General features: G+C 64.3%; 18 protein-coding genes. 13 read left to right on the plus strand and 5 right to left on the minus strand.

Features of this window, described 5'->3' with window-relative positions; translation table 11 throughout:
- Positions 1 to 74 precede the first annotated feature (74 nt).
- A complete protein-coding gene (locus FKZ61_RS00495) occupies positions 75 to 1,955 on the minus strand; it encodes an ABC transporter substrate-binding protein (protein ID WP_141608103.1) in 1,881 nt (626 codons plus the stop codon).
- Between the two features lie 893 nt (positions 1,956 to 2,848).
- Between FKZ61_RS00495 and FKZ61_RS00500 the strand changes: the two genes are divergently transcribed.
- Both FKZ61_RS00500 and FKZ61_RS00505 read left to right on the plus strand, forming a co-directional pair.
- A complete protein-coding gene (locus FKZ61_RS00500) occupies positions 2,849 to 4,336 on the plus strand; it encodes an ATP-binding protein (protein WP_141608104.1) in 1,488 nt (495 codons plus the stop codon).
- Positions 4,297 to 5,529 carry a tetratricopeptide repeat protein gene (locus tag FKZ61_RS00505; protein WP_141608105.1) on the plus strand — a complete coding sequence of 411 codons (1,233 nt, stop codon included), beginning with the start codon at positions 4,297 to 4,299 and terminating at the stop codon, positions 5,527 to 5,529. The genes FKZ61_RS00500 and FKZ61_RS00505 overlap by 40 nt, the downstream gene beginning before the upstream one ends.
- A gap of 124 nt (positions 5,530 to 5,653) precedes the next feature.
- On the opposite strand, the gene FKZ61_RS00510 is transcribed toward FKZ61_RS00505, so the two are convergent.
- A complete protein-coding gene (locus FKZ61_RS00510; RefSeq protein WP_170199014.1) occupies positions 5,654 to 5,821 on the minus strand; it encodes a hypothetical protein in 168 nt (55 codons plus the stop codon).
- 236 nt (positions 5,822 to 6,057) lie between these two features.
- On the opposite strand from FKZ61_RS00510, the gene FKZ61_RS00515 reads away from it, so the two are divergent.
- The gene (locus FKZ61_RS00515; protein WP_141608106.1) at positions 6,058 to 6,837 is read left to right on the plus strand and encodes a two-component regulator propeller domain-containing protein; all 780 of its coding nucleotides are present in this window, start codon (positions 6,058 to 6,060) and stop codon (positions 6,835 to 6,837) included.
- Positions 6,838 to 6,867: 30 nt separating this feature from the next.
- Here FKZ61_RS00515 and FKZ61_RS00520 read toward each other — a convergent pair whose 3' ends face one another.
- Positions 6,868 to 9,030, minus strand: coding sequence for an ADP-ribosylglycohydrolase family protein (locus tag FKZ61_RS00520; RefSeq protein ID WP_141608107.1), 2,163 nt, complete (start codon positions 9,028 to 9,030; stop codon positions 6,868 to 6,870).
- Between the two features lie 525 nt (positions 9,031 to 9,555).
- On the opposite strand from FKZ61_RS00520, the gene FKZ61_RS00525 reads away from it, so the two are divergent.
- From FKZ61_RS00525 to pfkB, 6 genes are all read left to right on the plus strand, one after another.
- Positions 9,556 to 10,341 carry a class I fructose-bisphosphate aldolase gene (locus FKZ61_RS00525; RefSeq protein ID WP_141608108.1) on the plus strand — a complete coding sequence of 262 codons (786 nt, stop codon included), beginning with the start codon at positions 9,556 to 9,558 and terminating at the stop codon, positions 10,339 to 10,341.
- 221 nt (positions 10,342 to 10,562) lie between these two features.
- On the plus strand, positions 10,563 to 12,227 hold the full coding sequence (locus FKZ61_RS00530) for an ABC transporter substrate-binding protein (RefSeq protein WP_141608260.1): 1,665 nt from the start codon (positions 10,563 to 10,565) through the stop codon (positions 12,225 to 12,227).
- 163 nt (positions 12,228 to 12,390) lie between these two features.
- Positions 12,391 to 13,302, plus strand: coding sequence for a carbohydrate ABC transporter permease (locus FKZ61_RS00535; RefSeq protein ID WP_229964086.1), 912 nt, complete (start codon positions 12,391 to 12,393; stop codon positions 13,300 to 13,302).
- A gap of 3 nt (positions 13,303 to 13,305) precedes the next feature.
- Entirely contained in the window at positions 13,306 to 14,151 is an 846-nt protein-coding gene (locus FKZ61_RS00540) for a carbohydrate ABC transporter permease (protein ID WP_141608109.1), read from the plus strand.
- A gap of 69 nt (positions 14,152 to 14,220) precedes the next feature.
- Entirely contained in the window at positions 14,221 to 15,765 is a 1,545-nt protein-coding gene (locus tag FKZ61_RS00545) for an FGGY-family carbohydrate kinase (RefSeq protein WP_141608110.1), read from the plus strand.
- A 529-nt stretch (positions 15,766 to 16,294) separates the two neighbouring features.
- Positions 16,295 to 17,245, plus strand: a complete 951-nt coding sequence (gene pfkB / locus FKZ61_RS00550) for a 1-phosphofructokinase (RefSeq protein WP_170199015.1) — start codon at positions 16,295 to 16,297, stop codon at positions 17,243 to 17,245.
- Here the strand turns inward: pfkB and FKZ61_RS00555 are convergent.
- Positions 17,232 to 17,555 carry a DUF6295 family protein gene (locus FKZ61_RS00555; RefSeq protein ID WP_211358337.1) on the minus strand — a complete coding sequence of 108 codons (324 nt, stop codon included), beginning with the start codon at positions 17,553 to 17,555 and terminating at the stop codon, positions 17,232 to 17,234. The genes pfkB and FKZ61_RS00555 overlap by 14 nt on opposite strands.
- Before the next feature lie 257 nt (positions 17,556 to 17,812).
- Positions 17,813 to 18,586, minus strand: coding sequence for a dienelactone hydrolase family protein (locus tag FKZ61_RS00560; protein WP_141608112.1), 774 nt, complete (start codon positions 18,584 to 18,586; stop codon positions 17,813 to 17,815).
- A gap of 739 nt (positions 18,587 to 19,325) precedes the next feature.
- On the opposite strand from FKZ61_RS00560, the gene FKZ61_RS00565 reads away from it, so the two are divergent.
- The 4 genes from FKZ61_RS00565 to FKZ61_RS00580 all read left to right on the plus strand — a co-directional run bounded on the left by FKZ61_RS00565 (position 19,326) and on the right by FKZ61_RS00580 (position 24,986).
- Entirely contained in the window at positions 19,326 to 21,473 is a 2,148-nt protein-coding gene (locus FKZ61_RS00565) for an ABC transporter substrate-binding protein (RefSeq protein WP_141608113.1), read from the plus strand.
- Positions 21,474 to 21,690: 217 nt separating this feature from the next.
- Entirely contained in the window at positions 21,691 to 22,674 is a 984-nt protein-coding gene (locus FKZ61_RS00570) for an ABC transporter permease (RefSeq protein ID WP_141608114.1), read from the plus strand.
- A gap of 51 nt (positions 22,675 to 22,725) precedes the next feature.
- On the plus strand, positions 22,726 to 23,901 hold the full coding sequence (locus FKZ61_RS00575) for an ABC transporter permease (RefSeq protein ID WP_141608115.1): 1,176 nt from the start codon (positions 22,726 to 22,728) through the stop codon (positions 23,899 to 23,901).
- 29 nt (positions 23,902 to 23,930) lie between these two features.
- Positions 23,931 to 24,986 (plus strand): ABC transporter ATP-binding protein, encoded by a 1,056-nt coding sequence (locus FKZ61_RS00580; protein ID WP_141608116.1) that lies wholly within the window; start codon positions 23,931 to 23,933, stop codon positions 24,984 to 24,986.
- The last annotated feature ends 2 nt before the right edge of the window (positions 24,987 to 24,988 follow it).

The following is a 24,988-nucleotide window of genomic DNA, read 5'->3' on the forward strand; positions in this document are numbered from 1 at the left end:
TCCTTTCTATCTGGAAGGGGCAGGGTGTGGGCGCCGGTTGCATCGGCGCCCACTTCCCTGCCACCTCAGCGACTTCACTGACCTGCCGGCTGCAGGTTGTGAATGATCACATGGGTGTGCTGCCACCACGTGGGCGGATGGATATAGTCGTTGTCAGCGGTGGGCCAACCGGTCCAGTAGGTGGTATCGAAGGGGATGATCTTCTTAGCCTGGGTGATGGGGATGACCGGCAGCTCGTCAAACCAGATATCCATGGCCTGGATGAAGAGCTCCTCCACCTTGGGATCGCCCAGGGGCAGGGTGCCCATCTCATCCACCAGGTTGCTGTAGAGGGTGGCCTGTTCACCCTGCCAGCGCCATTCGTCGTTGTCGGCTCGCTCGCCCACGGGTTTGAGCCAGCGGACGTTGAAGGTATCCAGGGAAGCCCAGGGCTCATTCACAGAGCCGCAGGTCTGCCAGCCCACCCGGGCCTCGAAGCGGCCAAAGGCGAAGTTCTCACCCCAGGTGCCGCCGGCTTCGTTGCGGGTGGTGGCGTTGATGCCCACGGCCTGCAACTGCTCCACAATCACCTGGGCGATGCGCTGCTTCTCGATGAAGGCCTCGTGGGTGGTGATGTCCAGACGCAGTTCCTGGCCATCCTTTTCGTAGTAGCCGTTGCTGTTCAGGGTATACCCCTTGGATTCGATGATCTCCCGGGCCCGATCTGGGTCGTGGGTCCAGAGCTGATCCAGGTCGTAGACACCGGCCTCGATGGCCTTATCCACCAGGGCATCCAGGGGTGGATAGGCCGGGAAGAAGTGCCGCGACTTCAGCGTCGTACCCTCGTAGGCGATCTGGACGATCTGATCCCGGTCGATGGCGTAGTTCAAGGCCCAGCGCATATCCGGATCGTTCCACGGCTCCACCGCGTGGTTCAGCTCGAAGGTGCGGGAGCAGGGATCCGGCACCCACGCCTTGGGCATTTCCCGGAACCAGGTGATGACGTTGGGATTGCGGGCCTGAAGGGCCTGCAGCGCACCCAGGGTGATGTCCATCAGGCTGTCCAACTGCCGGTCGGCCATGAGCGCAGCCCGGGTCTCCTCTGGCCCGGCCCAGGTCCAGACCAACTTCTTGGGCGCAGGGAGGGGCTTCCAGCCAGTCTTGGCCCCCCACCAGTTGTCATTGCGCACGTAGACGAACTCGGTCTGGCTCACGCTGGCCAGGGTGTAGGGACCGGTGCCCACCGGCCATCCTTTCTCGGGATCGTAGAACTTGAAGGTCAGTGGATCCTGCCCTTCCCAGATGTGTTTGGGCATGATGTTCACACTGCCCCAGATCTTGACCGAGAAATAGTCAAGCTGGAAGCGAGGGTTCGGTCGGGTCAGATTGAACTGGACCGTGAGATCGTCGACTTTCTCGATGCTGGCCACCCAGTCCTTCATGGCCGCCGAATCGCCCAACTCGGGCGCGTTGTCGATCAGCATCTGGATGGTAAAGACCACATCGTCCGCGGTGAAGGGGGTGCCGTCGCTCCACTCCACCCCTTCCCGGAGCTTCAACACCCAGACGTCGTTGGTCTCGTTGGCTTCGAAGCTCTCCCCCAGCCAGGGGATGAACTCGCCCGTCTGGTAGTTGAGGATGAAAAGGGGCTCCAGGATGGCCTGATGGTAGCCGTGATCCCGCCGGTTGCCAGGCACAAAGGGATTCCACAGCTCGGGATCGGTAACCCGGCCACCGTCGATGTCGAAAATCACCGTCTCCTCTCGCGAGGCATTGATGTAGTCTTCCGGGCTGGCCGCGGGGGCTTCTTCCGTCGCGGCTTCGGTGGCGCCGGAGGCCGACTCGGCCTCCGCCGGAGCGGCAGCCTGCTCCTGGGCCGGGGCAGCCGGCGCCGGCTGCTGTGCTGGACAGGCCGCCAGCACCAGGGAGAGTATCACAAGCAGGGCAAATATCCAGGACAATCGCATCTTACCCATTGGCTTCCTCCTTCGAAAGGTGAGTCATAGATAGAAAGGTGCATTCTGCACCCCAAAGGGCGCAGGCTGCGTGCACAACAATTCACCAGAACGGACCCTTGCCCATCGCTCTTTCGCCACCTAGTTAGGCAGCAGGCAGGTCGATGGGGGCTGGATCCGGGGGTGACAGATTAATATGGCACACGTGTACCCGCCCTCATGGCCATGCCCGCCTCAGCGGACAGGGGGAAAGGGTGGACACGACCTCAGCAGCACTCCGCTCGCCAAGACGGTTATCCAGCGTAGGATCGAGGGGAGCCGCTATAAGCGGTTGCCGATTAAGATGAATTTTGACTTTAAGTTTTCTGGAAGAGGCAGCGTTGTGAGCCATACGTGGCTGGCGAGCCCATTATAGGATGTCGATGGCCGGCTGTCAAACCGACTTTTCCATCCAACCGAGCCCAAACGCGCAGGATCCGCCCCTCGGGGGGACGGGGGCGGATCCTGCATCGGTCTGTGGGCGAACCATTCCAGCCCCAACTGTGGAAACGATTCACCCACCGGCCCCGAAAAGGGCCTATGCGGACCCGGTGGCTCGCCGTGTGGCGTCCTGAGTCCATATCATTCGGTCCGGGACACCCCCTCGTGTCCGGCCCGAAGCCCGCTTGCGGCCACTCGGGTCCAGGGACAGCCTATCATAGCCCTGCTATCCCCGGCCTATCCCCTTCCCCTCCATGTCCTATCCCGTTGCTATCCCAGGCAAAACCTGTTGGCTCATCTCCCAAATGTGTGCGAATCTGTTTGGTTCCCTGCGAAACCGGGGGTGGATAGCACACATTTGTGATAGATGAGCTAGTCTGCTATAGTGGAGATACAAGTTCAAATCTGAAAACCACCCGTTGACACCTGCCACCATGTCCACGTTCAGCCCCGGAAACCGATACCAGCAGTTGTTGGTAGCCCTGCGCGGATGGCAGGGGAACCTGTACCACGACTCCCCTCTCCAGGACTGGCCCCTCTATGGCCAGATCCAGGCCAGCCTGGCCCCGGGCACGGCCGCCAGGGAAGTGACCGACCACCTGCTGGAGCAGCTCTTGCAGCGGCTGGAACGGGTGGATGGACGGGCCGCCCGGCTCATCCGAGATCGCTTCCAGAAAGGCCTATCGCGACAAATCCTGAGCCGCCGCTACACCCTCTCCCTCTCTCACCTGGATCGGCTCCAGCGTCAGGCCATCGAAAAGCTGGTAATGCTGGCCGAGGAGATGGAACGGGAACAGTTGGCCCGGCAGCCGGATCTACCCCGCGCCGCACCAGAGGACGTGCGAACCATGGCCCAATTGCGCCTGGACCTGATCGTGGGCCGAGAACGGCTCTTTGGGGTGGAGGTGCCCCTCCGCACCCTGCTTCGGCAACTGCAACAGCCGGATCCCCCCTACCTCTACCTCATCGAGGGCATCGGTGGCATCGGCAAGACGGCCCTGGCCGCGGCGGCGGTGCGCCAACTCCTGGCCGACGGCCACCTGCAGATGCTGGCCTGGGTGACGGCTCAACAGCAGCGCCTGCGCCTGGATGGGCATCTGGAGACGGTTCCCAACCCCACTGTGACGGTGGAGGCCGTGATGGCCGCGCTGGTGGATCAACTCCTGCCACCCGACGAGCATCCCGTGCCCTTCACCCTGGAACGGGCCCTGGCCCCGCTCCGGGCCCGGTTGGACGAGAACCCCGGCGTGGTAGTGGTGGACAATCTGGAGACCATCGACGAGGTGCAGAGCCTCCTGCCGGTGCTGCGAGCCCTGGCAGGCCCCACCCGCATCCTCCTCACCAGCCGCTTCCACCCCCCCACGGACACCCCGTACCACGTGCTGCACCTGACCGAGTTGGGGTCCCGGGATGCGCTGGCCCTGGTGCGCTACCAGGCCAGAGTGGCCGGCATCCCCGAACTGGCCGACCTCTCCCCCAGCCATTTTGAGCCCATCTATGCCGTGGTGGGGGGCAATCCCCTGGCTCTGCGCCTGCTGGTGGGCCAATGTCGCTACCAACACCTGGAGGCTGTCCTTCAAGGCCTGGCCGATGTCCAGGGAGAGGCAGCCGAACAGCTGTACGAATACCTGTACGCCCAGGCCTGGGAACACCTGGAAACCCTGGAGCGAAAACTTCTGTTGTCAATGGTGCTGGTTCCCCCCGCCGGTGCCGATCTGGAGTACATTGCGGTGATCAGCGAGCTGCCGGAGTCTGCCGTGCGCGCCGGGCTGTTCCATCTGGTTGACCTGAGCCTGGTGGAGCATCGGCGCAACGCGCTGGACCAAAGCGTCTACAGCATCCACAGCCTCACCCGCAACTTCCTGCATACCCAGATCCTGCAATGGACCGAATCGACACCGCCAACAGCCATGACTGGTTGAGCCTCTGCGCGCGACGAAGCCTCGCCCATCTGCTCCCCCAACTGGAACAGGCCGGCTTCTCCGAGGAGACCTGTGCCCGCGCGCTCCACAGCCTGCAATATGCCCTGCGCCTGCCCCAGGCCTGGCCCATGGTGCGCGCCTTTATCGCCCGCTGGGCGCCGGTCATGGAGCGCAGCGGCCATCGCCAGGAGTGGCTGGAGCTCCTCCAGATAGCCCTGGTCCGCTGCCAGACAGAAGCCGACGGGGCCACCGAGGCCCTGATCCTCTTCCATCTGGCCGTGATTTTGCGCATGCAGGTCCGCCACCAGGAATCGGAAGCGGCCTTCCAGGCCAGCGCGGCCCGCTACGAAGCCCTGGGCGACCGCCGGGGCTGGGCCCGGGTTCGGGCCCACCACGCCTATCTGGCCTGGGAACGGCGCGAGTTTACCCGCGCCCTTCAACTGGTGGCCGAGGCCCAGGCCGAGCTGGCCCACTCTCCCGACGACGAGACCCTGGCCTATTGCCACCTGGTGCGGGCAGCGGTGGCCTACGAGCGGCAGGAATGGGAAGAAGCCTACCGGGAAGAGGTGGCCGCCTACACCCTTTGGGAACAGACCGGCACCTCTCGCCTGGCGACCATGGCCCTGATGAACCAGGCCCTGATCCTGCAACACATGGGCCAGCCCGAGGTGGCGATCTCCGTATACCAGCAGGCCCTGGACCGCTTTCAGGCCCTGGGGGATATCGCCGGCTGGGCCACGGCCCAGTTGAATCTGGGCCTGCTCCATGCCAATCAGGCCCGCTATCGAGAAGCCCTGACCTGCTACCGCCGGGCAGAGCAGGTCTTTCAACGGCTGAACGACAGCCTGCGCCTGGCCCGCATCTACAACAACGTGGGCGAAGTCTACCGATACCAGCAACACTGGGAAGAGGCCGAAGCCGCCTACCGACTCAGCCTCTCCTGCTGGTCCCAGGTGGATCACCTGGCCGGGCTGGTCAACACCCTGGACAACCTGGGCTTTGTCTTGAGCGCCCAGGGACGCCACCAGGAAGCGCTGGAAGTTCTGCAGGAGGCGCTGGACCGGCTGCCCCAGATGGCCGACGACCCGGCCTACCCGGATCTCAAACGGACGGTGACCGAAAAGTGGCACCGTGCCCAGGAAGGCCTCCATGCCGGGGAGGCACAGGAAACCCCAGAGCGTTCCCATGAGTAAATCCCGGCAGAAATTTCGTCGATAGTTTCCACCAGAAGTAATACCGCCGAATTTCTGCCGTGGTATTTACGCCAGACTGTCATGCGTCTCGGGCTCCCTGTACTTCCCCGGTCATGTCACTGGCCTAACCGCCGTGTTGGCCGCCGCCACCATCCGCCAGGTAGGGTGCGGACGGCGGCAGGCCGGGCTCAGCAGTGGCGTCCGGAACGATTCCCAGACCGACCAGCGCGGCCGCCACCAGGATGGCGGCGATCCAACCACGCCAACGCTTGCGATAGACTGGTGCTTTCATCCTCAACGTGCCTCCTTTCGGGCAGGAAGGACACGTTGAGGTGAGGAGATCTCCCGCCTGGGGGCGGCACGCGTGCTCCCCTCAACGTGAAAGCCGTGCGCGTTCTACGGGTGGTGAACGTGCATCCCTGAACGTACAGAAGTCTGCGCAGCTTCTAACATCCAGGCTAACATGGGGTTGTTGCAACCTGCGCAACAATCCTTTGCGTTGCATGCAAACAGACCTGGAATCGTTTTATGCGCGCCCAGGGCGTCAGTCTCTATTCAGCGGAGAACACGGAGGGGGGCCTGCGCAGTAACGGGGTTCGGACCCTGGCCATCGACGCCAGAGGGCTGTGGATCGGCTATTTTACGGAGCCGGGCGGGGTGGGATTCTATGACAAAGAGGGATGGGCGGACTGCACGGCCGGGGCCGGTTTCCCGGTGGAGCGGGTCAACGCCCTGGCCATCGATCCCCAGGGGCGGGTCTGGGTGGGGATGGAACAGCGGGGTATAGCCGTCTTCGATGGGCAGGCCTGGCAGCCGTACACCACCCTGCCGGCCCAGGCGGTGGCCATGGGTCCCCCCTGCAGCGCCTGCCCCTTTGACGACGATGATGTCTGGACGGCGGCCAGCGGCAGCGGTCTGACCCATTCCGGCCTTCCCCTGCCGGAGCCGGCCATCGACGTGGTGGCGGTCCAGGTGCCCCGGGTGGTGCGGCCCGGCCAGGCCTTCCGACCGGCGATCACGGTGGTTCCCCGTGCGCCCTACCGGCTGGAGGAGGGGGATTTCCTGGCCCACATGGACGAAGCGGACGAACTACGCTTTGGCGCCTACCCCCACATGGCCGTGCGCGGGGTGGTGGAGCCGGGACAACCCTTCACCTTCACAGACTACGACAACCTTTTCGTAGCGCCGGCACTGCCCAGCGGCGAGGCTAGCCATACCTACACCAGTACCTGGCGGGTGTGGATGGACAACCGCTACGTGGGGCCGGCCATTCCCATCACCTTCACGGTGCAGGCGGAAGGACCGTGAGGGGGATATCTCTGCCCAAGACGAATAGTCTCATCCGCCATGGGCGCTGGAGGATTTTACGTCCATCCCCTCCACCCGCATCCACTCGCTGGCGACCCGGCCTTCCTCACAGACAAAGGCCACTCCACCGCTAGCCAGGGAAGGATCTGGATCCTGTACCTGGAAGAGGAGCTGCCCGTCGATAGACGCCTCCAGGCGGGAGCCTTGCACCGTCAGGCTGAGTTCGTAGGTGCGCTGATAGCGCCATGGGAAGTCCACTTCCGCCAACACGGTCTCGCCGTCCAATACTTTGACCAGGCGCGCTTTGTTCTCCGGGGCCAGCAGCAAGGCGTAGTAGCGCTGCAGGCCCTGGACACGCGCGGCAATGCCCGTCGCTTTGACCATGTGGGGAGTAAGGGGGGCGGTCACCCGGTAGTCCTGCCATTCCCGGGTGCCCTGGATCAGCAGGCCCCGGCCCTGGTTTTGGATCAGGCGGTAGGCCTCGGGCCAGCGCTGGCCGTATACGCTGATGGCATTAACCCATGCCCGACGCCACATGCTACCCTCGAAATCCGGCCGCCGGAAGGTCACCCGGGGGGTACCCTCCCACGTCAAGAAATCCAGATAGACTGTGCCATCGGCCCGGTAGTCCTGGCTCAGCTCCACGCCGATGGCCGCGATGGGCGCGCCGTCGGTCTCTTCCACCGGCCAGGCGAATTCATGGCGAGCACCCGGCGCCAGCTCGACCCACGGCCCCCGGCGCAGGACCAGCTCATCCTGGGGACCATAGTAGCGCAGGTACAGGGCACAGCGGACCGGCGTGGCATTCCCGGCATCGGCAGCCACCGCAGCCCGCACCGTCTGACCGGGGTAGAGGGTGGGCGAGGCCAGGAGGGCATAGCCTCGGCGTTCAAAATACTCGGCAACGGCCAGGGAGGGGATGAAGGTGGGTGTGGAGACCCGGGCGACCCGCCCTGGGGCCAGGTGCCGATAGCGCAGGGCCAGACCCCGCCGCCCCGGCTCGTCGGCCAACTCCTGGGGCAGGAGCACGTTTTCCACCGTCACAGTGTCCCGGCTTTCCACCTCCGTTTCCGGCTGGAAGCCCTGCACCGAGCCAGGCAGGGAGAAATGGAAACGGGCGCCACCCTTGGGCGTGATGGGCGCCAGGCCGGCCAGGGCGCGACCACTGTTGACCAGGTGGATGGCCTCGGTCACCGCGTCGGTGATGGCGCGGCCGCCGTCCGCGGTGGGCAGGTACAGACGGTCGGCCACAGGACCACGCCAATCCGGGCCCGCGTCGATGCCGGCCAGCCCGTTTTTGATGCCCATCAGGCAGCCCACGTTGCCGGAATTACAATCGGTGTCCCAGCCCGAGGTGTTGGCGATCATGAGGGTCTTCTGGAAGTCATCCTCGCCGTGGAGGAGGGCATGGATGATGAGGGCGTGGTTGGGCACCATGTGACAATTGCCGCCGTACTTGTCGTAGCCGTAGTGGGCGGCGATGCGCTCCCGGGTCTTGCGCCAGTCCTTCTCCTGGGCATGCCACTCCCGGATGTCCTGGATCAGGCGGTAGATGATGGAATCGCGGGGGATCAGGGAGACGGCGGTGTCGATCAGGCGGTTGATGTCGGACTCCACGAAGGCCTGGGCTTCCATGGCCGCCACCACCTGGGCGCCGTAAATGGCCTCCCCGTCGTGGCTGACGCTGGCGGCCCGACGGGCCAGCTCCGCGGCCAGTTCGGGATCCCCCGGCGCCACCATGGCCCAGCCGTCGATGAAAATCTGGGCGCCGATCTGCTCGGCGACGACCTTGCCGTTGAGGGCCATGGAACCGCTCTGGGGCGCGGGGATGCCCTGCTTCAGGCGCAGGAAGGCGGTGTGCTCCGTCGAATTGCCCAGGCCGCCCCACCAGAGGATGGTCCGCTCTTCGATGATGTAGTTGAGCCAGGTCTGGCCGATCTGGGCCGGCGTCAGGTCCCGGCGGTAGCCGTAGTCGGCCAGGGCCCGCACGAAAGTGAAGGTGCCCGAGATGTCGTCGTCGGTGACGATCAGGGGGACATTGCGCCGTTCATGAACGTAGTACCAGATTTCGCCCAGCTCGGCCATGATGCGGTCGTAGGTCCAGCCTTCAAAGGGGCGGCCCAGGTAGACCCCGATGATCTTGCCCAGCACGCCGGCGTAGACCCGTTCCGTGTAGTCGTTCGGTAGTGACATAGTGGCTCCCTGTGGAATGATAAATGGAAAAGGGTGCATAGGGTGTATAGAGGATGTCCCAGGGATTGTCAAGGTGCGCCCAGGACCAAACTTTTCTTCACGTTGACAAAGCCCCTGGATTCTGCTACATTGCAAGCAGAAAAACGTTTTCCTGAGGTCAGACAACCAGCTCCTCTTCTCGTTCGGCAGTGACCAACATCGCCTACGTCTAGTAAATCCCGGCAGAAATTCGCCGATCAGGCCTCTGGCCTGCGGCATAGCCGATCAGGCCTCTGGCCCGCGGCTTAGCCGAGCGTTTCCACCAGAGGGAGCGCGCCCAGAGGGCACCCGGAATTTCTGCCGTGGTATTGACGCCAGACTGTACCGGTCCTGCTTTGGAGCGTTCAGCAAGGTTGATTGCCCGGGTACCCTTTCCACGACAGCCAGGCCACGCGGCCATAGCCTTTGCCCCGGGCACAATGGATCAAACCCGGTTGAAATACCCGGCCCAAATAGCCAATCACACCAAAACGGACAGGATCATCGATGGCAATTTTAAAACCAGACAACCGCGCCCTCATCGTTGCCATGGATCATGGACGCACCAACGGCGTCATCCAGGGCCTGGAGGATCCAGGCCGGGTCATCGACGCCGTCGCAGAGGCGGGCGCCGATGGCATCATGACCACCTTCGGGGTGGTTAAGCGATATCGGGAACGATTGATCGGCCGCATCCCCACCTTGCTGCGCCTGGATGGCGGCCCCAGCATTTATCGGGAGGACTGGCTGGCCTACACCGAGTGGAGCCTGTTGCATTCGGTGGAGGATGCCCTCAACCTGGGCGTGGACGGCGTGGTGCTCATGACCTTCGTCGGTATCCCCGTGGAACTGGAAACCTACCGCATCGTCGCCCGGGTGGCCGGCGAATGTCTGCAGGCCAACCTGCCCCTGATGGTGGAGGCCCTCCCCTGCCGCAGCGAGCGGATCCCCGATCCCCTGGCGGCGGATGCCATGGCTTCGGCCGCGCGGCTGGCCTTTGAACATGGCGCGGACTACATCAAGACGTACTACACCGGCACGCCCGAATCGTTTCGACAGGTGGTGACCAACTGCCCTGTCCCCACCCTGATCGCTGGCGGCCCCCGCATGGACAGCAGCGAAGCCATGTTGCAGGTGGTCCATGGCGCGGTGACAGCCGGTGCGGCTGGCGTGGTCTTTGGACGCAACATCTGGCAACATCCGGACCCGGCCGCGGTGGTGGGCGCCCTTCGCCACATCATCCACGACGGGGGCGATGTGGCCTCTGCCCTGGCTATGCTGGAGGGGCAATAGCCACCACCTCCATCGCCCGCTCCTGTTGGGTCCAACACGCCCTTTTCGTTTCTGTGAGTTCTCTTCGGCTGCCAGGCAGCGCCCCATCCTTGAACATCTCAACGGAGCCGGGACAGCTGACAGCCGAAGTCCAGCTTTATTCAAGGAACTTTCTTTTGTGAAAGGGAAGGAGAACGACACCGATGCAAAAGACAAGGACATCCTGGAAATCCTGGCGGCTGATGGTAACCCTACTGGCCGCCCTGTTGCTCCTGGCTGCCTGTGGCGGTGGTGGCGGTGGCGGGGCGGAAGCCCCTGCGGAAGCGCCCGCCGAGGCCGCAGCCACACCAACGCCAGAGGCTGCTCAGGAAGAGGAAGGGACGGTAGGCCCCGTGGTGGAGGAGGGCCAGGCGGCCACAGTGGTGGAAGCCGGCGAACTGGCGCCGCCCGTGGTGGCCACCCCCTGCGAGCCCGGCTCCTGCCCCTTTGAAGGCCAGACGGTGACGGTCATCGTCAACACCGCCGGCGAAAAGGGCCCCATCTCCGGCCCCTTCTACGAGGTGCGGGATGAGTTCGAACAGGCCACCGGCGCCACCCTGGAGATCGTGGAAGTGCCCTTCGCCGAACACTTCCCCAAGCTGATGACTGACCTCACCACCGGCACCGGCCAATATGACACCTCCATCGCCGGCGCCTGGTGGCTGGGCGACCTGGTGGGCGGCGACTTCATCCTCCCCTACGACGACTGGTACAACGATCCCCGCTTCCCCCAGTGGGACATCGAGGACGTCCTGCCCGGCCCCCGGGAGCTGCTCATGTACGGCGGCAAGAAGTACATGGTGGCCAACGACCACGACGGCCAGGTCATGTACTACCGGCGGGACCTGCTGGAAGATCCCGAGCACCAGGCCGCCTTCCGGGAGCAATACGGCTATGACCTGGGCGTCCCCCAGACCTGGGACCAGTTCCGGGATGTGGCCGAGTACTTCAACGGCAAGGATCTCAACGGGGATGGGACGCCGGACAATGGCCTGACCCTCCACCTGAAGGTGGGCGGCCAGGGCATGTTCCACTTCATGTCCTTCTCCGCGCCCTTCGTCATCGGGCCGGAAAACCCCAAGCTCTACTGGTTCGACCCTGAGACCATGGAGCCCCTGATCGACAGCCCCGGCCACCTGCGGGCCATGGAAACCCTCATCGACCTGCTCCAGTTCGGTCCCGAGGCCATGCTAGCCTGGAGCCTGGGCGAGAGCTGGGATCACTTCCTGCGGGGCGAGGCCGCGCTCACCTTCACCTGGGGTGACCTGGGCGCGCTGGCCCAGCAGGAGGGCAGTCAGGTCAAGGGCAAGACCGGCGCCGCGCCCATTCCCGGCACCCACGAGTACTACAACATCCAAACCGGCGAATGGGTGCAGACCGAGGAGCCCAACATGGTGGGCAACACCACCGGCGGCTCCTGGGCCGGCGTGATCTCCAAATTCTCCGACGCGCCGGAGGCCACCTACTACCTGCTGGCCCTGATGGCCACCAAGGAGAAGTCCCTGATCTATGCCGCCCGCGGCTGGGATGGCGTGGATCCGGGCCGGTACAGTCATTTCCTGGAGCCCAACGGCACCGCCACCATCGACGACTACCTGGCGGCCGGCTGGGATGAGGCGGACATCCGGGACTACACCAACGCCTACTTCGAGAACTTCAACGCGCCGTTGCAGTTCCCATACCTCCGCATTCCGGGCACCTTCGAATACTGGACGGCCCTGGACATCCACCTGTCCGAGGCGGCTACCGGTCAGGTGACGCCCGAAGAGGCCCTGCGGGCCACTGCAGCCGACTTCGAACAGATCACCGACCGGCTGGGCCGGGAGACGCAACTGGAGATCTACCGGACCTCCCTGGGGCTTGAGTAACACATGTCCAAGGTCGGCGGGCCGGGGCGGTGCGAACTCCCGACCCGCCGACCTTCCCTGTCCCCTTGCGCGCCTGGCTCCACCGCTTCCGCGACCATCCTGGGTGTTCCACGGGCAGAGCCCGGTATGCAACCTGGCGTAAAGGAGATAAGCGTTGACACAGGTGACCGGTCAACTATCCAAAACCGCAGCCCTGCCAGCCCGCCGCAGGCGACGGGACCGGACGTCGCTTTTCTTTTTGTTGCCTGCCGTGGTCTGGATCCTGCTCTTCACCCTCTTCCCGCTGCTCTACGCCCTGTTTACCAGCTTTTACAGCTTCCGCTTCGGCCAGCGGAATCAATTTGTGGGGCTGGCCAATTTCGAGCGCCTCTTCATCGACCAAAACCTCCACTCCGGCCTGCGGGTGACCCTGATCTTCGTGGTCGCCACGGTGACCGTGGAGATGATCCTGGGCTTCCTGTTGGCCCTCCTGCTCAACCGGGAGCTGCGGGGCAAAAATATCCTGCGTGCGCTCATGACCCTGCCCCTCTTTGCCACGCCGGTGGCCATGGGCTACCTGGGCATCACCCTCTACTACGAGCAAAACGGCCCCATCAACGAATTCATTCGCTTCCTGGGCGGCCAGGGTATCCCCTGGCTCTCCAGCCCCCGCTGGGCGCTGATCGCGGTCATCATCCTGGACGTCTGGCAGTGGACGCCCTTCGTCTTCCTGGTTTCGCTGGCCGCACTCCAGAGTCTTTCGCCCGATCTCTACGAGGCGGCTGAAGTGGACGGGGCGTCGGGCTGGCAGCTCTTCCGCCACATCACCCTCCCCCTGATGGCGCCCACCCTCTGGCTGATCCTGTTGCTGCGCCTGGTGGAGGCCTTCAAGGTCTTCGACATTCCCACCAGCCTGACCCTGGGCGGCCCTGGCCGCGCCACCGAGGTGTACAGCCTCTTCACCTATCGCACCGCGCTGCGCTTCTTCGACCATGGCTATGCCGCGGCCCAGGGGTTTCTGCTGCTCTTCATCGTGATGTTAATCGTCTCCCTGCTCTTCGGCCAGATCCGCGAGCTGTATGAGGAAGGCAGGTAACCCATGACCCTTCGCACACGCCAGCTGCTCACCAACCTGATCCTGGCCGCCGTCCTGGTCATCATGGTGCTCTGGGTGCTCTTCCCGTTCTACTGGGCGTTCCTCAACTCCATCAAACATCCGGCGGACACCTTCGAGAACAGCTGGATCCCGTTCCTCCAGTTCCAGCCCACCCTGGAACACTGGCGCGCCGAGTTGGCCATCCGGGAAATTCGCCGGGCCCTCTGGAACAGCACCGTCATCTCCATCGGCGCGGCGACCCTGGCCGTGGCCCTGGGGACCCTGGCCGCCTACGCCCTGGCCCGCTTCCGCTTCCACCGCCCCCAGAACGGCACCATCACCACCTGGTTCCTCTCTCAGCGGGTGTTGCCGCCGGTGGTGGTGGTCATCCCCTTCTTCCTGCTCATGCGGCAACTCCGTCTGCTGGACTCCGTCTGGGCGCTGGTGATGCTCAACGCCACCTTCACCCTGCCCTTCCCCGTCATCATCCTGAGCCAGATGTTCCGGGAGCTGCCGGTGGAGCTGGAGGAAGCGGCCCTGGTGGACGGCGCCTCCCGCTTCCAGGCCTTCTATCGGGTGGCGCTGCCTCTGGTCGTCCCTGGATTGGTGGCCACCTGGATCATCTGCATGGCCTTCAGTTGGAACGAGTTCCTCTTCGCCCTGGCGCTGACCACCAAGAACGCCATCCCCATGCCCGTCATCATCGCCGGCGCCGAACACACCCGAGGGGTCCAGTTCTGGTTTGTGGGCGTGCGGGTCATGCTCACCATGTTGCCGCCCACCATCCTGGCCCTGCTGGCCCAGCGCTACATTATCCGCGGCCTCACCCTGGGCGCCGTCAAAGGATGACCTTCACCCCGGGCCCGCCCCCGGGGCCCGTCACCGCCAACCCGGGCATCTTCAGATCCCAGAGGCACCATGGAATCGACACCGCTGCTGGTGGGCCTGGATGTGGGCACCACCAACATCAAAGCCATTGCATTTGACCCTGCAGGCCAGGCCGTGGCCCAGGCCACTGTCCCCACGCCAACCCACTACCACCCAGAGCCCAGCCGCCAGGGTTGGGCCTACTACCATCCCGAGGAGCTGTGGGAAACGACGGCCCGAGCCCTGCGCCAGGTAACCGCCGGCCTGACAGAGCCCGGACGGGTGGTGGGGGTGGCCGTGGCCAGCGTGGGGGAGACCGGCATCCCCCTGGACCGGGCAGGTCGCCCCACCGGGGAAGCCATCGCCTGGTTCGACCGGCGCACCACCGAGCAGGCCGCCTGGCTGGATGCCCAGATCGGCTGGGAGCGGCTGTTTGCCATTTCCGGCCTGGCCTTGCAGCCCATCTTCGGCCTGTGCAAAGTGCTCTGGCTGCGCCAGCATGAGCCCGAGGCCTGGGCGCGCACGGCCCGCTGGCTCAACGTGGCCGACTACATCGCCTATCGCCTGAGCGGCCAGATGGCCACCGACTTCTCCCTGGCCTCCCGCACCCTGGCCCTGGATCTACACCGCCTGCGCTGGGCCACCGAACTCCTGGCCGAGCTGGGCCTTCCCCCGGACCTGTTTGCCCCGCTGACGGCCAGCGGCACGCCCCTGGGCCCCGTCCTGCCGGAGGTGGCTGCGGCCACCGGCCTGCCATCCCATGCCCAGGTGGCCGTGGGCGGCCATGACCACGTCTGTGGGGCCCTGGCCCTGGGAGTAACCGACCCGGGCACCGTGCTCAATTCCCTGGGCACGGCGGAAGCGGTCTTCTTGCCTGTCACCCGCCCCCTCACCGACCCGGCCTTCGGCCAGCAGGGCTATTCCCAGGGAACCCACGTGGATGGGCGCCACTATTACGCGCTGGGTGGGCTCTACACGTCCGGCGCCAGCGTGGAGTGGTTTCGCGAGGCCATCGCCGATGGCGCCCCCTACGCCACCCTGATCCAGGAGGCGGCCGACGTTCCCCCGGGCAGCCTGGGCGTCTGCTTCCTGCCCCATCTGCGGCTGGCCAATCCGCCCCATCTGGATCCCCGCTCCCGGGGCGCCTTCATCGGCCTCAGCACCGAAGCCCGGCGGGGCGTCCTCTTTCGGGCGCTGCTGGAGGGCCTGTCCTTGGAGATGCGCAGCACCCTGGAGCCGCTATTGGGCCACGCGCAGGCCACCCTGCAACGGGTCATGGCTACCGGCGGCGGCACCCGCAATGAGCTCTGGATACGCATCAAGGCGGGCGTCCTGGACCGGCCCGTCCATGTGGTCAGCGTGGCCGAATCCACCGCCCTGGGCGCGGCCGTGCTGGCCGGCATGGGGGCCGGCGTCTACGCCGACGTGGCCGATGCCCTGGCCCGGCTGGCCCTCACAGCCACGCCGGTTCATCCCGTGCCAGAGGAAGCCCGCCTCTACAGCCGGATCTACCGGGAAGTCTACAGCCATGTCTACGAGACACTGCGCCCCCTGCACCACGCCCTGGACACGATCCGGAGCAGTAGGTCATCGTAGTCGGTTTTGATCCACAGACAACACAGATTCACACCAATTTTTGTGGAATTCACACGCGGATCCACTTACAGAAACCACAAATTTCACACACAGACACACATTCAACAGGATCAACGGATTCCACAGATTTGCACAGATACACTACCTTTACAGATTTGAGCCACAGATTCCACAGATGAGCACGGATGTAGTCCTTCCCGATGGCGATCCATCTGCGGCGTGGGCATCCTCAGATGCCGACCCAGTCGCTGCGCAGCCGTCGTCATCCTTTCATCCGCCTGGGTCCGGCACCATGGGGCGGCTGGGAGCCGTCCCTACGGCAAGCAAACCGGCGCCCTTTCGCGATTGGCGACAGTGGGTGGGCACGGAGGCCCGCCCCTACGGAAACGGGCACCAGGTCGTAGGCGTCGTCATCCTTTCATCCGCCTGGGTTCTGTGGATCGGATCGGCAAAGATAGTGCCAGGTAAAAATCTGTGTAAAGCTGTGAAATCTGTGGATCCCTCCTTATCTTCTGTGGAGAGGCAGATCATGACGGAACCATTGCTGCCTGTGTTCACCGTCACCCTGAACCCGGGCCTGGACCGCACCTTGGTGGTTCCCCGGCTTCAGGAGAATGTGGTCTTGCGGGCCGTGGAGAGTCGCCTGGACTGGGGCGGAAAGGGCTTCAATGTCTCCCGGGCCCTGCAGGCCTTGGGGGTACCCAGCACGGCCCTGGGTTTTGTGGGCGGCGCCACCGGCCAGCTGCTGGAGCGGGGCCTGTCAGGTCTGGGCATCGCCACCGATTTTGTGCACATCCAGGGGGAAACCCGCACCAACACGGTCATTGCGGAAGCCCACAGCGGCCGCTACATCAAGGTGAACGAGGCCGGCCCCACGGTGACGCCGGCCGAGCTGGCCGGGCTGCGGGCCCGGTTGATGGACCTGGCCACGCCGGGGAGCTATTGGGTACTGGCGGGCAGCCTACCGCCGGGCGTCCCGTCCACCTGCTACGGGGAGCTGATCGCTGTGCTGCGGGAACGGGGAGCACGGCCCATGTTGGATACCAGCGGTGAGGCCCTGCGCCTGGGCTGTGCTGCGGGGCCGTTTCTGGTCAAGCCCAACCAGGAAGAGGCCGCCGAATTGCTGGGGCGGCCGCTCCGCACCCAGGCCGACCGGCTGGACACGGTGGCGTTTTTTCTGGAGCAGGGTGTAGAGTTGGTGGCCCTGTCCCTGGGCGCGGAGGGGCTGGTGTTGGGGAGCCGGAGCGAGGTGGTGCAGGCGGTGCCGCCGGCCGTGACAGTGCAGACGGTGGTCGGCGTGGGGGATGCCCTGCTGGCCGGCATCCTCTGGGCCCTGGTGCGAGGGGCAACCTTGGCCGATGTGGCGCGGTGGGGAGTCGCCGCGGGCACGGCTGCCGCCCAGGAGCCAGGCGTGGGCGTGGGCAGCCGTGCATCCGTGGAGGCGCTCTACGGACAGGTTCGCGTGTTCACCCTGCGCTAGAAGAGAGCGGTACCGTCGCTTCCCCGGTCACATCTTCCTCCTCCAGGTGTCCCCGGGCCTCGGCCTGGGCCAGCACCCGCTGGATGGCGTCCACCAGCGCCCGGGCGGACGCCACGCTGAGCTCCACCGCCACCCGGGCGCCCGGTCCCTGCGCTTCGTTCACAAAGTCGATGTTCAGGGCGTGCTCCAGGGGCGCATGGAAGGGATGGTCGTAGGAGACGTAGGCCTGGGCCAGTTCAAACCAGTCCTGCCGGCCCTTGCCGCTGCCTGCGATCTGGATCTGCTCGGCGATCATGGTGCACATAGCCATCTCTCTCTTTCTCATGATGCCGGTTTGACGGCAATACCGCTGCCCCGGCGGATTCGATCCACAGATTCCACAGATGAACACAGATTTTGCCAGTCCTCGTAGGGGCGGGCCCCCGTGCCCGCCCGATGCCGCCACACCCGGGCGGATAAAAGGGCGGCGACGCATGCGCAGCTGCGAGCTGCGCCTACGAAGGAGCGGCCAGGCCCCGTAGGGACGGCCCCCGGGTTTACACCGATGGCCTGCCATGCCGCTCCCCATCAGGCAGACGAAGTCGGCGTGCTCAGGTACTTCTCCAGGAAGGCAAAGATCTTCTTCCAGCCGTCCACCGCCTGGGCCTGCCGATAGTTGGGGCGGTCGTAGTAGAAGAAGCCGTGGCCCGCGCCGGGGTACATGTGAAACTCGTAGACCTTGTTGTATTTTTTCAGCTCCTCCTCGTGCCGGGCCACCTGTTCCGGCGTGGGATTCCGGTCTTCCTCCCCGAAGAGGCCCAACAGGGGACAGGAGAGGTTCGGCGTATAGTCGATGGGCGCAACAGGCTGTTTGGGGGTCAATTCCTCTGGGGACATGACCACCCGGCCGCCCCAGCAATCCACCGCCGCGTCGAAGCCCTGGGTGCGGCAGGCAGCCAGATAGGCATGGCGGCCGCCGGAGCAGGTTCCGAAGACGCCGACCTTGCCGTTGATGTAGGGCAGGGAGCGCAGGAACTTCATCGCGCCCTCGATGTCGCCCACGGCCTGGTCGTCGGGGACGCCCCCCTCGGCCCGCACCCGGGCAGCCACGTCCTCGGGCGTGCCATGGCCGGCCCGGTAGTAGAGGTTGGGGGAGATGGCGGCGTAGCCGTGGTGGGCGAATTTACGGGTCGCCTCCCGGTACCATTCGTCCCAGCCGGGCATGTGGTGGATGACCACCATGCCGGGGAAAGGTCCTGGCCCCAGGGGACGGGCAAAGTAGGCGTTGATGACATCGCCGTTGGCGCCGTGGATGGTCACGGTCTCTGCCAACATGCCTTCATACATGTCCGTCTGGTACATGATGCCTCCTTGGTGAATTCCGCAGTACATGTGGTCCATGTCGTGGTACATGAGTCGTGGTACATGATAAGGTGCGAGATAGGATGCAGCGTCCCTTTCTGCAACAGGGCGATAACGCCGTAGATAGGGACGTAGATGGGGTACACATGGGCGTGGCAGTCAAGCCAAGTATACCCTGTCGTGCGGGTCTGAACAAGAAGGTGCGCAGAACCTGCACCTCGAAAATCTTGTTTGACAGGGCCAATACGATTTGATACCATGGAGCGTGAAAGGGGGGATTTCCTCGCCTTTCCATCCAAATTTTCCAGCCCTTTTTACCCGTTTACCAGCTTCCATTACAGCCTGCTCCGTTCACTCGCAAAGGGTGTTATCGAACCATGTCGGGCACTCCTGGCGATGACACACTGACCCTGTTGGATCGGCGCCCGGGTGAGTCAGCTCCCCTCCCGTGAAAAATGCCGTGAAAAATTGGGTGCGCATTTTTCACACGGCTATCCTGGCCGCCCTACGGGAAACTGGCTTTTCGTTGGTCTTCACAGCGCAGTAAAACGTTTTCATCCGACCTGGTGCCTGGGTTTGCCCATGGCCATCTGCCGCACGGTAACGGCTGACCCTGGCCGACGATACTGGCACCTGCGCGCCCCCTCCGCAAGGCAGGGCCAGCAAAACCGGCCAGACGTCTGTTACACAATCATTCCCGTCCATCCCATTCCGCAAGATTGACCTGAGGAGGAACCCCATGTCGTATGCGCACCGGACGTGGCCCAGCTGGCCTTCGTCCAAGACCTGGTACCGATTTCTCCCCCCTGTTCTGCTCGTCTTGACCTTGCTGTTCACGGCCTGTGACTCGTCTTCGGAGCCTTCTTCCGAACCTGCGCCGGCAGAGGCGCCTGCGGCCGAAGCGCCGGCTGCCCCCGCAGCGGCAGAGCCCCAGGCAGCCCAGCAGCCGGCCAGCGTGGACGACTACCTGGCCCAACGGGAACAGTGTACCTGGGATACCCCCTGCTGGCCTGAAATTGTGGACACCATCCCCACCTCCTTCCAGGAAGCGCCCATGCTGGCCGAGCGGGTCCAGGCCGGCGAGCTGCCGCCAGTGGAGGAGCGCCTGCCCAAGGAGCCCCTGGTCATCCAGCCGGCAGAGATGATCGGCCAATACGGCGGCACCCTGCGCCGCGCCTTCACCGGCCCGGGCGACCGCCAGAATGTGGAGCGCTGGGTCAATGACTATGGCATCTTCTGGAATACCGGCGCCAATGAACTGCGGCCCCGGGTCATCAAATCCTGGGAGGCCAATGAAGATGCCAGCGAGTGGACCTTCTACCTGCGGGAAGGCATGAAGTGGTCCGACGGTGCCCCGTACACCGCCGACGACTACCTGTTCTGGTATGAACACATTCTGACCAACGAGCTGTTGGTCCCCACCCAGCCCTGGTACATGCGCTGGGGCGGGGAGACGGCCGTCTTCGAGAAGGTGGACGGTTACACCTTTAAGATCAAGTTCGCCCAGCCCTTCCCCTCGTGGCTGGAGACCATGTCCACCTCCAGCGTGGCCGGCCACTTCCACCAGGGTCGAAACGGCGGCGGCCTGGTGGCGCCCCGCCACTACCTGGAGCAGTTCCACCCCGATTTTGTGGGCGAAGAGGAAGCCAACCAGATTGCCCAGGACGCCGGCTACGAGAACTGGCACCTCCACTTCCTGGCCAAAAATGACGCGGCCATGAACCCCGAGCTGCCGGTCATCACCCCCTGGAAGCCGGTCACCCGCATCGCCGACAGCGAGTACATCCTGGAACGGAACCCCTACTACATCGGCGTGGACACGGAAGGCAACCAGCTTCCCTACTTCGACCGCATCTCCCTGGAACTGGTGGAGGAGCTGGAGGTGTTGAATCTGCGGGCCATCGCCGGCAACTACACGGTGCAGGGCCGCCATATCGACTTCGCCAAGTTGCCCGTGATCCGGGAAAACGAGGAAGCCGGCGGCTACTTCGTGGACTTCTGGGGCAGCAGCACCCGCCATCCCGTGGCTGTCTACATTAACATGGACTGGCAAGGCGATCCGGAGATTGCCGAATACACGGTGGGCAGCCTGGAGTTCCGCAAGGCCCTCTCCCTGGCCATCGAGCGCTCGGAGCTCAACGAGACCTTCTTCCTGGGCGTGGGCACCGAGGCCTCCCTCTGCCCGGCCAACACCCCACCTTTCTTCAACAGCGACCGCTGGGATCGGGAGTTCGGCCGCTTTGATCCGGATGAGGCCAACCAGATCCTGGACAGCATCGGCCTGGATCAGCGGGACAGCGAGGGCTTCCGCCTGTTGCCCAGCGGCAAGCGGCTGACCCTGCGCATCGACGCGGTGAGTGGCGCCTTCCTGCCCTACCCGGAGATCGGCGAGCGGATCGCCCAGATGTGGGCCCAGAACATCGGCATTCAGCTTCTGATCAACCCCGTAGAGCGCAGCCTCTGGATCGAGCGGTCGGAAGCCAACGAGCCCATGATGAGCCTCTTCGAGACGGGCGAATGGAATCCAGAGGTACTCCCGCGCCTGATCCCGGGCACTCGCTGGGCACCCCTGGCCACAGCCTGGGGCAATACACCCAACCCCGATCCGGCCGAGTATGACGGGCCAGAATGGATCAAGGCCCAGATCCTGAAACACTGGGAGGCCATCCAGGAGCCGGATCCGGAAAAGCGGCGGGCCCTCTACATCGAAGGCACGGAGATCATGTGTGACAACCAGCCCTTGTTGGGCGTCGTCGTCAACGTCCCCGTCTACACCACCCTGATCAAGAAGAACGTGCGCAACGTGCCCAAGCCCATGGAGTGGGTGGTCTATGCCCAGACCCCCGGTAACGGGTACCCCGAACAGTTCTTCATGATCCAGGAGTGACGCTGCGGCAAGAACCGCGCAGAGCGGAGAGCCCCCAGAGATTTTTAGCCGGGATGGGGCCTGCCAGTGGGTATCCCATCCCGGCCCACACAGACAAACCCGGTCGTTCCCAATTACGCCGCGGAGTCGGCATCCTCTCTCCGCAAACGGGCAACTCTCCGTAAACGGGCAACAATCGTGAAGTAGTGAAACTGGCTGATACCCAAGAGGAAACCCGATGGTAGCCTATCTGATCCGGCGTGTCTTCTATGGGCTGTTGACCATTTTTGCCGTGTCGGTCCTCTCTTTCCTCATCATCCAACTTCCCCCCGGCGACTATGTGACCTCCTACATCGCCTCCCTGGAGGCCCAGGGCGATGAAGTTTCGGCCGAAGAGGCCGCTGCCCTGCGGGAATATTTCGGGCTGGGGCAGCCGGCCTATGTCCAATATGGCAAGTGGATCTGGCAGATCCTGCATGGAAACTTCGGCATGTCCTTCCAGTATCGGGTGCCGGTCACTGAGGTGATCGGCGAGCGGCTCTTGCTCACGGTGCTCCTGGCCCTGGGGACGGTGGTCTTCATCTGGGTGGTGGCCATTCCCATCGGCATCTACTCGGCCGTGCGTCAATATTCCATCCCTGACTATCTGGCCACATTCCTGGGCTTCACGGGCCTGGCCGTGCCGGATTTTCTGCTGGCCCTGGTGCTCATGTACTTCGCCTGGGATCTGTACGATTTCAGCATCGGCGGCCTCTTCTCGCCCGAGTACGTGACGGCGCCATGGGGCGTCGACCGGGTGATCGACCTGCTGAAGCACATGATCATCCCGGTGATTGTGCTGGGCACCTCGGGGACGGCCTCCCTGATCCGCATCACCCGGGCCAACCTGTTGGACGAATTGCGCAAGCCCTACGTGGTGGCGGCCCGGGCCAAGGGACTGTCCGAATGGCAGCTCATCCTCAAATATCCGGTACGCCTGGCCCTCAACCCCATCATCAGCCTGACGGCCTACATTCTGCCGTTTTTGGTCTCGGGCAGCGTCATCGTCTCGGTGGTGTTGAGCCTGCCCACCGTCGGGCCGGTGTTGCTGCGCTCCCTCCTTTCCCAGGACATGTTCCTGGCCGGGGCCATCATCCTGCTCATCGGGGTCATGACGGTCATCGGCACCCTGCTGTCGGACATCCTGCTGGCCCTCATCGACCCCCGGGTCCGGCTCCAGTAGGCACCGAAAATCTGTCGAGATAAGAAAGAAGATGGACAAAGGTTTGGAAGGATGAGTCAAGAAAGCACCGTTCTGCCCCCCATCCAGAAGCCCCCCGTCCAGCAGGCGGAGCGCGACCAGGCCAACGAGCTGGAGGAACGCCTCAGCGTGGCGTCCCAGCGCCAGTTGATGTGGATGCGCTTTAAGCGCCATCGTCTGGCGTTGGTGGCCACTGTGATCGTCCTGCTGTTCTACCTGGCAGCGCTGGGGGCTGAATTTCTGGCCACCAGCGATCCCACCCTGGGCCGCTCCGCCCGGGCGGTCGTCCCGCCCCAGCCCATCTACCTCTTCGACAACGGCCGGTTTCGCCTCCACGTCTGTGGCGTGGAAGGCAGCCGGGATCCCTACACCATGCAGAAAATTTACAAGCGAGATTGCTCCCGCAAAATCGACTTGAAATTCTTCGCCCGGGGATTCGAGTACAAATTCCTGGGCCTGATCCCGGCCAACATTCACCTGTTGGGCGTCCGAGATCCAGAGACCTACACGGCCGAGGAGACCCTCTTCCTGTTGGGCACCGACATCCAGGGACGCGACCTCTACTCCCGCATCATCTACGGGACCCGCACCTCCATGACCATCGGCCTCATCGGGGTGGCCTTGAGCCTGGCCCTGGGGATTGTCCTGGGCGGTATTTCAGGCTTCTTTGGGGGTGTCATCGACAACATCATCCAGCGGACCATCGAGATCATCCGCTCCATCCCCACCATCCCCCTGTGGATGGGGCTGGCCGCCGCCCTGCCGCCCGACTGGTCGGTGCTGCAGATCTACTTTGCCATCACCATCATCGTCTCCCTGTTTGCCTGGACGGACCTGGCCCGGGTGGTGCGGGGCCGTTTTCTGGCCATGCGCGAAGAGGACTTCGTCACCGCCGCCCTGGTGACCGGCGCCACCTGGCAGGCCATCATCTTCCGCCACATGGTGCCCTCCTTCTACAGCCACCTCATCGCCTCGGCCACCCTGGCCATTCCGTTCATGATCATCAGCGAGACAGCCCTGAGCTTCCTGGGGCTGGGCCTGCGGCCGCCGGCCATCAGCTGGGGCGTCCTCTTGCAGGCCACCCAAAATGTCCAGGCCATCGCCCTCACCCCCTGGCTCATGTTTCCGGCCGTCCCGGTGATTGTGGCCATCCTGGCCCTGAACTTCATGGGCGACGGCCTGCGGGATGCAGCAGATCCGTACAGCTAAAGGCTGGTAACCCGGGAAAGTCTGACCCTATGACCCAACGCACCCTCACCCAACCCAAACCGCCCCCCACGACCCAGGCAGAACCCCTGCTCCAGGTCAGGAACCTGCAGACCTACTTTTTCACCGAGGAAGGGGTCGTCCACGCGGTGGACGGCGCCAGCTTTGACGTATTGCCGGGGAGAACCCTGGGGATTGTGGGGGAAAGCGGCTGCGGCAAAAGCGTGGCCGCCAAGTCCATCCTCCAGATCGTCGACCGGCCGGGCCGCATCGTGGGGGGAGAGATCCTGTACAACTACCCGGCGGGCCCCGGGCAGATCCGCCAGGTCAACCTGCTTTCCTTCCCCGCGGACAGCCCGGAGATGCGCGCCATCCGGGGCGGGGAAATCTCCATGATCTTCCAGGAGCCCATGTCTTCCTTCAGCCCCGTCCATACCGTGGGCGACCAGATTGTGGAGGCCATCCGGCTCCACAACCGGGTGGACAAGGCCACGGCCTGGGAAACGGCTCGGGAATGGCTCCACCATGTGGGCATCCCCAACCCGAGCCAGCGCATGCACGAATACCCCTACCGGCTCAGCGGCGGCCAATGCCAGCGGGCCATGATCGCCATGGCCCTGGCCACCAACCCCCGCATCCTCATCGCCGACGAGCCCACCACTGCGCTGGACGTCACCACCCAGGCCCAGATCCTGAACCTGCTTCGCCGCCTCCAGGCCGAACAGGGCATGGCCATGATCTTCATCACCCACGACCTGGGGGTCATTGCCGAGCTGGCCGACGAGGTGGCGGTGATGTACCTGGGCCGGGTGGTGGAGCGGGCACCGGTCTACGAACTCTTCCGCAACCCCAAACACCCCTACACCCGGGCCCTGCTCCAGTCCATCCCCCGCCTGGATGCCCGGCCCCGGGAGCGGCTGCCCTCCATCGAGGGCTCCATCCCCCACCCCCAGAACCGGCCGCCGGGCTGCCCATTCCATCCCCGCTGCCCGGACTTTATGCCCGGCGTCTGCGACCAGCGGGAGCCCCGGCTCGCTGCCGTGGGCGATCATCACGAAGCCAGTTGCTTTCTCTACCCAGGATGCTAGCC

This window comes from Litorilinea aerophila (genome assembly GCF_006569185.2).
Taxonomy (GTDB): domain Bacteria; phylum Chloroflexota; class Anaerolineae; order Caldilineales; family Caldilineaceae; genus Litorilinea; species Litorilinea aerophila.

Coding starts and splice junctions, on each gene's coding strand:
- FKZ61_RS00495 (WP_141608103.1), bottom strand. CDS start 1,955: ATGGGTAAGATGCGATTGTCCTGGATATTTGCCCTGCTTGTGATACTC.
- FKZ61_RS00500 (WP_141608104.1), top strand. CDS start 2,849: ATGTCCACGTTCAGCCCCGGAAACCGATACCAGCAGTTGTTGGTAGCC.
- FKZ61_RS00505 (WP_141608105.1), top strand. CDS start 4,297: ATGGACCGAATCGACACCGCCAACAGCCATGACTGGTTGAGCCTCTGC.
- FKZ61_RS00510 (WP_170199014.1), bottom strand. CDS start 5,821: ATGAAAGCACCAGTCTATCGCAAGCGTTGGCGTGGTTGGATCGCCGCC.
- FKZ61_RS00515 (WP_141608106.1), top strand. CDS start 6,058: ATGCGCGCCCAGGGCGTCAGTCTCTATTCAGCGGAGAACACGGAGGGG.
- FKZ61_RS00520 (WP_141608107.1), bottom strand. CDS start 9,030: ATGTCACTACCGAACGACTACACGGAACGGGTCTACGCCGGCGTGCTG.
- FKZ61_RS00525 (WP_141608108.1), top strand. CDS start 9,556: ATGGCAATTTTAAAACCAGACAACCGCGCCCTCATCGTTGCCATGGAT.
- FKZ61_RS00530 (WP_141608260.1), top strand. CDS start 10,563: ATGGTAACCCTACTGGCCGCCCTGTTGCTCCTGGCTGCCTGTGGCGGT.
- FKZ61_RS00540 (WP_141608109.1), top strand. CDS start 13,306: ATGACCCTTCGCACACGCCAGCTGCTCACCAACCTGATCCTGGCCGCC.
- FKZ61_RS00545 (WP_141608110.1), top strand. CDS start 14,221: ATGGAATCGACACCGCTGCTGGTGGGCCTGGATGTGGGCACCACCAAC.
- pfkB (WP_170199015.1), top strand. CDS start 16,295: ATGACGGAACCATTGCTGCCTGTGTTCACCGTCACCCTGAACCCGGGC.
- FKZ61_RS00555 (WP_211358337.1), bottom strand. CDS start 17,555: ATGGCTATGTGCACCATGATCGCCGAGCAGATCCAGATCGCAGGCAGC.
- FKZ61_RS00560 (WP_141608112.1), bottom strand. CDS start 18,586: ATGTACCAGACGGACATGTATGAAGGCATGTTGGCAGAGACCGTGACC.
- FKZ61_RS00565 (WP_141608113.1), top strand. CDS start 19,326: ATGTCGTATGCGCACCGGACGTGGCCCAGCTGGCCTTCGTCCAAGACC.
- FKZ61_RS00570 (WP_141608114.1), top strand. CDS start 21,691: ATGGTAGCCTATCTGATCCGGCGTGTCTTCTATGGGCTGTTGACCATT.
- FKZ61_RS00575 (WP_141608115.1), top strand. CDS start 22,726: ATGAGTCAAGAAAGCACCGTTCTGCCCCCCATCCAGAAGCCCCCCGTC.
- FKZ61_RS00580 (WP_141608116.1), top strand. CDS start 23,931: ATGACCCAACGCACCCTCACCCAACCCAAACCGCCCCCCACGACCCAG.